This is a genomic window from Paenibacillus sp. 01T422 (assembly GCF_056398785.1).
Genome location: NZ_JBFTQB010000079.1, coordinates 1 through 12,118 on the forward strand (window position 1 = coordinate 1; position 12,118 = coordinate 12,118).

Here is a 12,118-nt window from a genome sequence, read left to right on the forward strand (position 1 = left end):
CTATGACACCCGGCAACCGACAAACCTTTGCAAGCAAAGGGATGCACGGTGCTAATTCTTGCGGAACCGCTTATAGAAAGCGAATCTGGGAGATAAGAGAAGGACATTGACAGTGACTTTCCATGGCCTTTCTCTGATTCCAGAGAAGGTCATTTTTGCATTTTCATACACCCACAATAAACCAATGAAGAGGAGTGAACAGGATGCCGATCAAGATTCCTGACAACCTGCCTGCCAAAGAAATTTTAAACCAAGAGAACATCTTCACCATGGACGAATCTGTCGCGTATCACCAGGATATACGTCCACTTCGCATTGCTTTGCTGAATTTGATGCCTACGAAAGAAACGACCGAGACGCAGTTGCTGCGCTTGATCGGGAATACACCGCTGCAGGTGGAATTCGTCCTTCTGCATCCGAAAACTCATACTTCTAAGAACACTTCCGTTGAACATTTGGAGATGTTCTATAAAACTTTTGACGATATTAAAGAAGAGAAGCTGGATGGCATGATTATTACAGGTGCCCCAGTCGAACAGATGGAGTTTGAAGATGTGAATTACTGGGAGGAGTTGACGCAAATCCTGAATTGGAGCAAAGAAAACGTCACTTCTACCTTGCATATTTGCTGGGCAGCCCAAGCGGGCTTGTATCATCATTTCGGGGTTCGTAAATTTGCCCTGGACAACAAAATGTTTGGAGTATTCCCACACACTGTCGAGGTGCCGAATACGAAGCTGCTTCGCGGTTTTGATGAAGTTTTCCATGTGCCGCAATCGCGCCATACGGACGTTCGTCGTGAAGACATTGTGCGATGTCCGGACTTGGAGATTCTATCTGAATCGGAGGAATCCGGTGTCTATATCGCGGCTACGCGTGACGGAAAGCATATTTTCGTAACAGGCCACTCCGAGTATGATGCGAATTCATTGAAATGGGAGTATGACCGGGATGTGAGCAAGGGACTTCCTATAGAGATCCCCAGAAATTATTACCCGAACAATGATCCTAGCAGACAGCCTTATAACACTTGGAGAGCCCATGCGAACCTGCTGTTTTCCAATTGGTTGAACTATTATGTATACCAAGCAACACCTTTTGAGCTTAATGCTAATATCAATGAAAGCCTGGCAAGTGCGCAACTGTAATTCGTACCCAAATCATGAGGAGGAACTCCCTTTGTTGAAAATCGAAAGTCGTCTCGCCCAAATTGGCTCCATCGAAGAACCTGTAACTGGAGCTGTCAGCTTCCCTGTTTACCAGGCTACTGCTTTCCGTCACCCGAAGCTCGGTCAAAGCACTGGTTTTGACTACGCGCGTACCAAAAGCCCAACTCGTAAAGTGCTTGAGGATGCAATCGCTCAATTGGAATCCGGAGATGCGGGTTTCGCATGTTCATCCGGCATGGCAGCGCTGCAAACGGTTTTTGCTTACTTTAGTCAAGGCGATCACTTGATTGTTTCCTTGGATTTATATGGCGGTACGTACCGTCTGCTTGAGAAAATCATGTCTCGCTTCGGTGTAACGGCTACGTATGTAGATACGAACGATTTGGACGGTTTGGAATCTGCGTACCGTTCGAATACCAAAGGGCTGATCATTGAGACACCGACGAATCCACTCATGATGATCACAGATATCGAGCTTGTATGTACTTGGGCCCGGAGGAAGGGCATCGTGTCCATCGTTGACAATACGCTTTTAACTCCGTATTTACAGCGCCCACTAGAGCTGGGTGCGGACGTCGTCGTTCACAGCGCGACTAAGTATTTGGGCGGACATAACGACGTTCTTGCCGGCCTGATTGTGACCAAGGGCAAGGAGCTTTCAGAACAGATGGCGTTCCTGCACAATTCGATTGGAGCCGTGCTTGGGCCGCAAGACAGCTGGCTATTGATGAGAGGGATGAAGACACTGGCGCTTCGTATGGAACGTCATGAGCAGAATGCAACAGCAGTCGCGAACTTCCTGCTGGAGCACCCGCTTATCAGTGACGTCTACTATCCGGCACTGGAGTCTCACCCAGGTCATGCCATTCAAAACAAACAATCGAGCGGAAACACAGGGATTTTCTCCTTTAAAGTAAGGGATGCCAGACTGGTTGAGCCCATTCTGCGCCACATCCAGCTTATCGCCTTCGCAGAGAGCTTAGGCGGCGTTGAATCGCTGATGACATACCCAGCTGTACAAACGCATGCGGATATCCCGCTTGAAATTCGTCAGCAAATCGGCGTGGATGACCGCCTGCTGCGCTTCTCTGTTGGGATCGAGCACCAAGATGATCTCATTGCAGATTTAGCGAACGCGCTCAGTCAAGCACAAGCTGAATTAGAAGGAGAATCCCTGTAATGAGCCATTCACCGAACGATAAACGCAAGCCTCACGGCAAATTCGCTACAAAACTCATCCACTTTGGCGCTGAAATTGACGAAGCTACAGGCGCTTCCAGCGTGCCCTTATATCAAGCATCAACCTTCCATCAAGCTGATTTGGAGGTTTCTCCGGAGTATGATTATACACGTTCCGGTAATCCTACCCGTCAAGCTCTGGAAGACTACATTACGGTTCTCGAAGGAGGAACGCGCGGCTTCGCCTTTGCTTCCGGCATGGCCGCGATTTCCTCGGCCTTCATGCTCCTTTCACAAGGAGATCATGTTATTGTGACGGAAGACGTGTACGGTGGTACATATCGATTGCTTACTACGATAATGAATCGGATGGGGGTCGAGTCCACATTCGTTGATATGACGGATATTGCTCAAGTTCGTGCAGCTCTGCGCTCTAACACAAGAGCAGTGTTCCTAGAAACACCTTCGAATCCGACACTCAAAATTACCGACATCGCCGAAGTGGCTGCTTTTGCCAAAGAACACGATCTGCTGACGATGCTGGATAATACGTTCATGACGCCTTACCATCAACGTCCAATTGAGTTAGGGATTGATATTGTGCTTCATAGTGCTACCAAATTCCTAGGCGGACATAGTGACGTACTAGCTGGGCTCGCCGTAGTTGCGAATGATAGCTTAGGCCGCAGAATGAAGCAGATCCAGAACGGCTTAGGTAATGTTCTTGGTATTCAAGATTCATGGCTGCTCATTCGCGGAATGAAAACTTTGAAAGCCCGCATGGAAGTGTCAGAGAAAAGCGCTCAAAGATTGGCGCAATGGCTATCCGAACAGCCGGACATTGAGGTCGTGTACTACCCGGGCCTTCCGAATCATCCACGTAGAGAGATTCATGAAAAGCAGTCCCTTGGCTACGGGGCAGTTGTTTCATTTGATGTAGGCTCCGGCGAGAAAGCGAAAAAGATGCTGAGCAAGGTGCGGATTCCGCTGGTAGCCGTTTCCCTTGGTGCTGTAGAAAGCATTTTGTCCTATCCCGCTATGATGTCTCACGCCGCGATGCCGAAGGAAGTTCGCCTGCAGCGAGGCATCACTGACGGTCTTGTCCGCTATTCGGTTGGTCTTGAAGACATCGAAGACATAATTGAAGATTTAGAGCAAGCGCTTCGCGGATAAACGTTCTGGAATTCCCAAAATAGTCATATTTGAAAAAGGTTCCTACCTATGAAAAGCAGCAATTTGCTGCTTTTTTGGCATGAGTATGGTACGATGAATGGATACGAGCCATCAGAAATTAAAGGAGTGAAGAGCTGTGAAACCGATCGATCGTATTTTAAATAAAGCACAATCAGGCGGGCGAATTGATGTAGAAGAGTGCATTACACTGTTCGAATCCGATCAAATAGAGAAAATTGGCGATACTGCGAATCAAATTATGAAAAAATGGCATCCGGATCCGATTACAACGTTTGTTATTGGCCGGAACATCAACTATACAAATATTTGTGATGTTTACTGCAGATTCTGTGCGTTTTATCGTGCACCAGGTTCAGCTGAAGGGTACGTATTGCCGGACGAAACTATTTTCCAGAAGATTCAAGAGACACTGGATGTGAATGGTACGGAGATCCTGATGCAAGGTGGTACCAATCCGAACTTGCCTTTCAGCTATTACACGAACATCCTTCGTGAGATTAAGAAGCGTTTTGACATTACGATGCACTCTTTCTCACCAGCTGAAATTATGAAAATGAAAGACGTTTCAGACGGATTATCCTTGGAAGAGGTAGTTCGCCAATTGCATGAGGCTGGACTCGATTCCTTGCCAGGCGGTGGCGCCGAAATTTTGGATGACCGGACTAGACGCAAAATCAGCAAGCTCAAAGGTTCATGGCGCGATTGGATGGACGTGATGCAAACCGCTCACAAAATTGGTATGCATACAACGGGCACGATGGTTATTGGTTTCGGCGAGTCGATGGAAGAGCGTGCGCTTCACATGCTGCGTATCCGAGATGCTCAGGACGACGTATTGATGCAGAAGCTTAATACGCCTGGTTTCCTCGCGTTCATTCCGTGGACGTTCCAACCGGATAATACGAATATGAAGGCGGAGAAAGTAACGCCTGAAGAATATTTGAAAACTTTGGCGATTAGCCGGATTATGCTCGACAATGTACCGAATTTCCAATCTTCTTGGGTCACCATGGGACCTGAAGTGGGTAAACAGACCCTGAGCTACGGCTGCAACGACTTCGGTTCTACGATGATTGAAGAAAACGTGGTATCAGCGGCGGGTACGACGCACAAAGTCAATGTGACTTCAACGCTGGACATCATTCGCCAAGCAGGCAAAATTCCTGCGCAGCGGAACACGAAATACCAAATTTTGCGTGTTTTCGACGACGTGAATGTGAAAATTGATAAAGATTTTGTCATGCAGAATTAATCTTCAGCGCATTAAATAAAGAAGCCTCCTCCCACTTGCATCGTGGTTGGGGGCTTTTCTGCATGAATTATCGCGCTTCCAGCAAAGGGGCAGTTTGGATGATCGTTTTGTTTTTACCGGTTTTCTTGGCTGTGTATAAGGATTGATCTGCGCCAGCGAAAAGCAGCTCTTTGGAGGTCCCTGGTTGGTACTCACTGAGTCCTATGGAAATGGTGACAGATTGCCCGTTCAGCTCTTCCTGCTTCATTTGGGAGATTTGCCAACGGATTCTTTCGAGTAGATCAAACACCACATCGGTGTTCTTTTCCGTGAAAATAATTGCGAACTCTTCACCGCCGTATCTGGCTACAAAATCATTGAGACCTACATAATTCTTCAAGGTGCTGCTTACTTTTTTCAAGACAGCATCACCCGCTCTGTGGCCGTAAGTATCATTGACTTTCTTGAAATTGTCGATGTCCAGCACCGCGATATGAATGCAGAAGTGACCCAGAGAATTTTGCATAATAAGCTCATCCAAGTATTCATGGAAAGTAATATGGTTGTACAAATCCGTTAGAGCATCTGTTTTGGAGAGTTTGTCCATGATAATATTTTTGATCAAAAGTTCCTGTTTCAATTCCGTAGTTATCTGCAAATTATTGAGGATCTCAACGCCGCGCTTAATAATTCCGAATGTGATAATCGAAATAATGCTCAACACCGGCAGTATCGTTAGGAGATCTATAAACGTATAATCTGCGAGTAAACGCAATTTTACAATAAAAAGAATAGAGAAGGAGACTAGTGATAAGGCTACTGAATAAATAATTTTGGAAAATTGCAGGTAAAAAATAGATACGAAAATCGGAAGCAAAATATAAAGGATAACTAGATTTATCTCAAAATTGAAGTAAATAATCGTGAATGATAGGATCGCACCGCCGCTAATGATTTGGTAATCCAGCTGCTTTTTATAGAATTTATTGGTCGCTTCTAGCACAAGCAGGATGAGGATCATGGGGAGGATGGAGATAATGAGATGGACTGACGTGTTCGATGTATCCCTCTTTGCGGTGAAAGAGTAGAGAAGTTCGAAAGGTAGTTGAAGCATAACAAGGAACCAGTAGGTGTTCAATAACATGCGGTTCCAAGCGTGTCTGTGCAGTTGGTATGCGTCTATTTGCATGGATACTCACTCCAATATGAGACTAAAGCACTATGATGACTATCATAGCATGAAAATTTGCGGGATTGGAATAACTTTACTTAAAGATTTGATAAAGAATACTGAAAGGAAATGGCAATTTGTTCGTTGTATATCTCCTACCTATCGACCATATACTCTTAAGAGGAGGATGTATTGATGGAAGGAGTGAGGGTATGGAGCTGTTTACTATCGTGATCATGAAGGTTGATGAGTCATATGTGYGTTCGCTAAGCGCTCAGATAGAACGTGAGCTGCAACTTTTACATATTGTTGAGAGTGGATGGACAATTGYATACGAATGGACAGAAACACATGCATATATCCGCCTTGAATCGAAGTTGACTGACAAGGAAAATTCAGAAGCGCGAGGCCAGATGATGCCGAATCTGGCTGGTGTTTTAGCCGATCACATCATCGCAGACAAAGAATCGAGTATTTTGCGTAGCTTGCTTATAAAAGAATTTAAGTATGAGGCCAAGGAAGATCTGGAAGCTATTGAAGGGTACTGTAAACCATCGGTTTATACAGAGACAGGGATAGATGACTCTCCTGTTCTTACCAACAGTTTTGGTATTCAGCGGCGAAGACAAGTATTAGTTGAGCAGCTTATGCAGGCTTTAGAAGAAACTTCAAGGCTCAGTTTGGATGGCTTCCTGCATTTCCGCTTGCAAGATTACACGGACGAGCTGCGGGAAATAGCGGAATATGCGATAGATGAATTTATGATGGATCGCCAGTACCAGGAATTTATTTCTCTTTTGCAATATTTTGTGTATATTCAAGAGGCCAAAATCCCCGTTGTTCATCTGATCCATAAAGGCGGTCATGAGTTCGTTATTTTGAATGATCGCATGGAGCTCATTGATGCCAATGAATTTGATGCTACTTTTAAGATGGAAATGTTGGAGAAGGACATTAATTTCGAAGATATGATCGTGAGCACGCTGATCACAGTATCTCCTGCAAATATCTATATTCACACCAGAGATGCTGACATGACGATAATTAAAACGATTAGGCAAATCTTCGAGGATCGCACTACGGTGTGTTCATACTGCCGAACATGTGACATTTATTTAGGGGAAGCGACAAAACAAGATCAACTATCCCCTTGACCTTGAACGAAGAGCCAATTATAATAGTGAGCGAAGGCGTTAATCAAAGACAAGAACTTTCTGCAAGAACTGCTCAGAGAGAGGAGACTAGGCTGCAATCTCCTTCAGTGAAACAGATTGTTTACCCCTTTGTAGCCGTGTTGTGGAATTCGGCCTGACTTGCAGGCTGTTAGTATACAGCACCGGAATCATTCCCGTTACCGAATGCTGATGAGGATTCGCCATGCTCTGAGTAGACATGAAGCGAATCGAACTAGGGTGGAACCACGAGCTGAGCGCACTCGTCCCTTTTGGGATGCAGTGTGCTTTTTTGCGTTCAATCACATATACAGGAGGAACGAAAATGGTTGTACAAGTGAAATTACCAGATGGCGCAGTGAGAGAGTACGCAGTTGGAACGACCATTGAGCAAGTGGCGGAATCCATTTCTTCCGGACTGAAGAAAAATGCGGTAGGCGGTAAAGTGAACGGAAAATCAGTTGATTTGTCGTTCGCTTTGGAACATGATGCTGACGTTGAGATTTTGACCCTCGACAATGAAGCGGGTTTGGAAATGTATCGTCACAGTACTGCTCACTTAATGGCTCAAGCTATTAAACGCATCTACGGCGAAAAGACTGTAAAATTAGGAATTGGACCTGTCATTGAAGATGGATTCTACTACGACATCGATTTGGATACCCCGCTGAATCCAGAGGATTTGGTGAGAATCGAGAAGGAAATGGAACGCATCTCCAATGAGAACCTGGCGATTACTCGCCGCGTGGTTTCTCGTGAGGAAGCAATTCGCATCTTCACTGAGATGGAAGATCCGTACAAACTTGAATTAATTCGCGATTTGCCGGAAGATTCCGTGCTCACTATTTATGATCAAGGTGAATTCTTTGATCTATGCCGCGGACCGCATTTGCCATCCACTGGCAAGATTAAAGCATTCAAACTGTTAAGCGTAGCAGGCGCTTACTGGCGCGGAGACGCAAAAAACAAAATGCTGCAGCGCATCTACGGAACTGCGTTCCCTAAAAAAGCACAGCTGGATGAGCATTTGCATTTGCTCGAAGAAGCGAAAAAACGTGACCACCGTAAGCTCGGTAAAGAGCTTAAAATGTTCGCGTTCTCCCGCGAGGTTGGTCAAGGTTTGCCGCTTTGGCTGCCAAACGGCGCCAAATTGAGACGTACAATGGAACGCTACATTGTAGACTTGGAAGAGCGCTTAGGTTACCAGCATGTTTACACGCCGGTTCTTGCCAACGTTGAACTGTACAAAACATCCGGTCACTGGGACCACTATAGCGAGGATATGTTCCCAAAAATGGTCATGGACAATGAAGAACTTGTCCTTCGTCCGATGAACTGCCCGCATCACATGATGGTTTATAAGAGCGATATGCGCAGCTATCGTGATCTTCCAGTTCGTATCGCAGAGCTTGGTACTATGCATCGTTACGAAATGTCAGGCGCATTAACGGGTCTACACCGTGTTCGCGCTATGACACTGAATGATGCTCATATCTTCTGTCGTTTGGATCAAATCAAAGAAGAATTCTCGCGTGTAGTTACCTTGATCCGTCAAGTATATGCTGACTTCGGCATTACTGACTACCGTTTCCGCCTTTCTTACCGCGATCCTAAGGATACTGAGAAGTATTTCCAAGATGATCAAATGTGGGAAACTTCCCAACGCATGTTGCGTGAAGTTGTTGAAGAGTTAGGACTTCCGTTCTACGAAGCTGAAGGGGAAGCCGCATTCTACGGCCCTAAACTTGATGTTCAAATCAAAACAGCGCTTAAGAAAGAGGAGACTCTTTCCACGGCTCAGATTGATTTCTTGCTTCCAGAACGTTTCCAATTAGAGTACACAGGAGAAGATGGCCAGAAGCATCGTCCAGTTGTTATTCATAGAGGAATCATCTCGACTATGGAACGGATGACAGCTTTCTTGCTGGAAAATTTCGCAGGTGCCCTTCCAACTTGGTTGATGCCGGTACAAGCCAAAGTCATTCCTGTATCGCCTGCTTTTGAGGAATTCTCAAATAAGGTGACTGAGCGTCTATTGGCTGCAGGTATTCGTGTCGAAGCGGATAACCGCAATGAAAAGCTGGGTTACAAGATTCGTGAGGCACAGCTGGAGAAAATTCCGTTCATGCTCGTTGTCGGGGAAAATGAAGTAACGAACGAAAGTCTATCTGTCCGCAAACGCGGTCAAGGGGATTTGGGTACACATCCGATTGATCAAGTTATCGGCATGATCAATGAAGAGATCAGCAAAAAACTATAATCGCACACAAAGGAAGCAGAGAAGAGCCATTCTTCTCTGCTTTTTTTGTTTTCAAAATTAGGCATTTTGGTATGTATAAGGGAACGCAAAGGGGGCATTTTAATCAGTGAGTCTGCATATGGAGGTTTAATTCTGGAATGAACTGGACAACCTGCAATAGTAGGGGAGGTATCAAAACGATGTTTACTGCGTTATTTACTAAGCCCAAATGGCTTGGAGCCTGGATGATCATGAATGTTTTGATTGCGCTTTTCGGACAAGAAACAAGAAACACGGCAGAAACCGTAAGCCATATACAAGTGCCGCATCAAATGGATACTCCGAGCAATTCGGAACCTGTTTCTGTACCAGTAACACAAGATCGTGAGCAACAAATCAATTATCGCTATGTGCCTAAACTGGACTCGGATTTGTCCAAACTTAAGGCGGTTGAAGTGACGGCTACCGGATATTATGCAGGTAAAGAATCCACAGGTAAAAATCCGGATCATCCTGAGTACGGGATTACCTTCTCTGGAATCAAAGTAAAGCGCGACGACAAAGCCTTATCAACCATCGCTGCAGACACGAAAGTCTTTCCACTCGGCACGGTCTTGTTTATCCCAGGGTATGGGTACGGGGTAGTTGCCGATACAGGAAGCGCGATTAAAGGGAAGAAAATTGACTTGTATTTTGATACGAAAGATCAGGTCTACAAGGAGTGGGGCAAAAAAACCGTTAAAGTATTTATCGTCAAGCAGGGGAATGGCAAGGTGACTGAGCTCATTTGGAATCAGTTGAAGGATGAGATCCTGTCTCCAACCAAATCGTTATAAAATTTGTTCGGGCCAAATTTTTCCATCATAAAAAATCCTGTTTGGGAAACGATATACATACAGGAGGTGATTGAACATGGCTAAGAACAAAAACAACAAGAAAGCAGCACAAGACGTAGAATTCGCTACGGAAACTGCGGTACCTAACAAGCAGCAACAAACGAATACACAAAACCAAAACAAATAATGAATAACCATAGCAATAGGGATGTAAGAAAGCAGGGACCTCTAAGGGTCTCTGCTTTTTTATTTCTTTTCATCGTCGCCTATTTTCGATATAATGTAGCAAAATCTAACATTTGCCCATCTGGGAGGAGTGCCAATTGCTTATGCAGGCAGAGACGAAACTGAAAGCTTGGTTGTATGGTCTTATTCTCATCGGTATTGCCGTAAGTGTAATCGCTTTATTTTCAACATCAATCTGGTTTACGGCTGCAGGGTTGGCTGTTTTTTTGTTTTTAGGGATATTAACCATCGTTATGAATAAGGCCTCAAGCGCTTCACTCCACTCTGGGAAGGAGCAGCAGGAGCAATTCCGGACGTTTATTCAGGAGTCGCAGGTAGTTGCGGATCGCTTGGCAGCGGCAGTGGAAGAAGTGAATCGCTCTATCAGTCAACTGCTGCACATTGCGGATGCATCCATTCAAGGGGAAGAGGATTTGAAAGCTCGCAGCGATCAAGCGGTTGGACAGTTGCAAGAAGCTTTCGCGGCGATTCAGCAGGTGGCGGCAGCAGCCGACCACATTTTAGATTCATCGGTACATATGCACAAAGAGAGCGAACAGACCAAAGATACGGTAGTTGATGTGTGCCGCTCCCTGAATGCCACAGACGAAGTCATGAGTGATTTGCATATCAATAATGATACGATGCAGCGTAAGATTCAGGATCTTACGAGCCATACTTCCAAGATCGAAGAAATCAATACGTTCATTGCGGAAGTGGTCTCTCAGACATCGTTGCTTGCCCTTAATGCTTCCATTGAAGCCGCAAGAGCAGGTGAGCAAGGGCGTGGGTTCTCGGTTGTTGCGCAGGAGATCAAGAAGCTGGCTGCGCAAAGCCATGATGCGGTTACGAAATCCTCGGAAATTTTGACCGCTATTGAGAGTGGCGTTGCGCAAGTGGTAACAGCCGTTGCAGAAGAAAAGAAGTCAGTTGCGCTAGGGATTAGCGAAATGAAGGTGATGAAAGAAAAAATCGATACGATTTTCTCTCTGATCCTTCATGTGAACAACCTCGTAGCAAGTACGACAAGCTCAACCAAGACGCAGTCCACCTTAGTAACAGGGACGAGGTCCTCGTTGGGACAAGTGGTAGAACTGATGAACGAAACCATGGATAGCGTGGAGAACACACTTATGCAAATGAAAAAGCAGCGCCAGGAAGTTTCGATGCTGCAGCACATCAATCAAAATCTGGATCGCTCCTCGACAGAGCTTATCCAAGCCATTCAAGCGGTTGGTTTGCAAAATACGAAAGGGACAACAAACGTCAATATCCAAGAGATGAAGCAGCTGCTTAGCTCCCTTGTGCTCAAAGCTGACATCACTTCCCTAGTCGATGGGGATCATGCCGCTCAATTAGGCGCAGTTTTGAAGAAAACGGATGGTATTGAGGCGATCTGGTCGAACCGAGCGGACGGGACGTTCATCTTTTCACTGCCTGAAGCCGGCCTTGTGAATGGAAAGGGGCGAGAGTGGTGGAAGCGGGCGATGGACGGTGAACTCTTTGTTTCGGAGGAATACGTGTCAGCTATTACGAAAAAACCGTGTATTACCTTATCTAAAGCGATAATAAGTGACACGGGAGTCCCTATCGGTGTCGTAGGAATCGATTTAATCTTGAAATAATGGTTCTCAAAACCATTGTTTTAGTGTAAAATAAGATTACTGTTATGAATGTTAACATGGAGAGATAGGTGAGTGAC

At 45.4% G+C, this 12,118-nt stretch carries 9 protein-coding genes; 8 read left to right on the plus strand and 1 reads right to left on the minus strand.

Features of this window, described 5'->3' with window-relative positions:
• The first annotated feature begins 203 nt into the window (after positions 1-203).
• The 4 genes from metA (at position 204) to mqnC (ending at position 4,794) form a co-directional block, all read left to right on the plus strand.
• Entirely contained in the window at positions 204-1,148 is a 945-nt protein-coding gene (gene metA, locus AC1DUA_RS06580) for a homoserine O-acetyltransferase MetA (RefSeq protein ID WP_477498962.1), read from the plus strand.
• Between the two features lie 34 nt (positions 1,149-1,182).
• A complete protein-coding gene (locus tag AC1DUA_RS06585) occupies positions 1,183-2,349 on the plus strand; it encodes an aminotransferase class I/II-fold pyridoxal phosphate-dependent enzyme (RefSeq protein ID WP_477498968.1) in 1,167 nt (388 codons plus the stop codon).
• A complete protein-coding gene (locus tag AC1DUA_RS06590; RefSeq protein ID WP_477498963.1) occupies positions 2,349-3,521 on the plus strand; it encodes a trans-sulfuration enzyme family protein in 1,173 nt (390 codons plus the stop codon). The genes AC1DUA_RS06585 and AC1DUA_RS06590 overlap by 1 nt, the downstream gene beginning before the upstream one ends.
• 136 nt (positions 3,522-3,657) lie before the next feature.
• Positions 3,658-4,794 (plus strand): cyclic dehypoxanthinyl futalosine synthase, encoded by a 1,137-nt coding sequence (gene mqnC / locus AC1DUA_RS06595; protein ID WP_145659965.1) that lies wholly within the window; start codon positions 3,658-3,660, stop codon positions 4,792-4,794.
• A gap of 67 nt (positions 4,795-4,861) precedes the next feature.
• Here the strand turns inward: mqnC and AC1DUA_RS06600 are convergent, their stop codons facing one another.
• A complete protein-coding gene (locus AC1DUA_RS06600) occupies positions 4,862-5,962 on the minus strand; it encodes a GGDEF domain-containing protein (RefSeq protein ID WP_477498964.1) in 1,101 nt (366 codons plus the stop codon).
• Between the two features lie 194 nt (positions 5,963-6,156).
• Between AC1DUA_RS06600 and AC1DUA_RS06605 the strand changes: the two genes are divergently transcribed.
• The 4 genes from AC1DUA_RS06605 (at position 6,157) to AC1DUA_RS06620 (ending at position 12,041) form a co-directional block, all read left to right on the plus strand.
• The gene (locus AC1DUA_RS06605) at positions 6,157-7,098 is read left to right on the plus strand and encodes a putative sporulation protein YtxC (protein ID WP_477498965.1); all 942 of its coding nucleotides are present in this window, start codon (positions 6,157-6,159) and stop codon (positions 7,096-7,098) included.
• A gap of 343 nt (positions 7,099-7,441) precedes the next feature.
• Positions 7,442-9,376, plus strand: a complete 1,935-nt coding sequence (gene thrS / locus AC1DUA_RS06610) for a threonine--tRNA ligase (RefSeq protein ID WP_477498966.1) — start codon at positions 7,442-7,444, stop codon at positions 9,374-9,376.
• Positions 9,377-9,555: 179 nt separating this feature from the next.
• On the plus strand, positions 9,556-10,191 hold the full coding sequence (locus tag AC1DUA_RS06615) for a 3D domain-containing protein (protein WP_477498967.1): 636 nt from the start codon (positions 9,556-9,558) through the stop codon (positions 10,189-10,191).
• A gap of 329 nt (positions 10,192-10,520) precedes the next feature.
• Positions 10,521-12,041 carry a methyl-accepting chemotaxis protein gene (locus AC1DUA_RS06620; protein ID WP_477498969.1) on the plus strand — a complete coding sequence of 507 codons (1,521 nt, stop codon included), beginning with the start codon at positions 10,521-10,523 and terminating at the stop codon, positions 12,039-12,041.
• Positions 12,042-12,118 lie beyond the last annotated feature (77 nt).

Excerpts from the sequence above, each read along its gene's own strand:
- metA (WP_477498962.1), top strand. The coding sequence starts at position 204 with ATGCCGATCAAGATTCCTGACAACCTGCCTGCCAAAGAAATTTTAAAC.
- thrS (WP_477498966.1), top strand. The coding sequence starts at position 7,442 with ATGGTTGTACAAGTGAAATTACCAGATGGCGCAGTGAGAGAGTACGCA.
- AC1DUA_RS06600 (WP_477498964.1), bottom strand. The coding sequence starts at position 5,962 with ATGCAAATAGACGCATACCAACTGCACAGACACGCTTGGAACCGCATG.
- AC1DUA_RS06620 (WP_477498969.1), top strand. The coding sequence starts at position 10,521 with ATGCAGGCAGAGACGAAACTGAAAGCTTGGTTGTATGGTCTTATTCTC.
- AC1DUA_RS06590 (WP_477498963.1), top strand. The coding sequence starts at position 2,349 with ATGAGCCATTCACCGAACGATAAACGCAAGCCTCACGGCAAATTCGCT.
- AC1DUA_RS06615 (WP_477498967.1), top strand. The coding sequence starts at position 9,556 with ATGTTTACTGCGTTATTTACTAAGCCCAAATGGCTTGGAGCCTGGATG.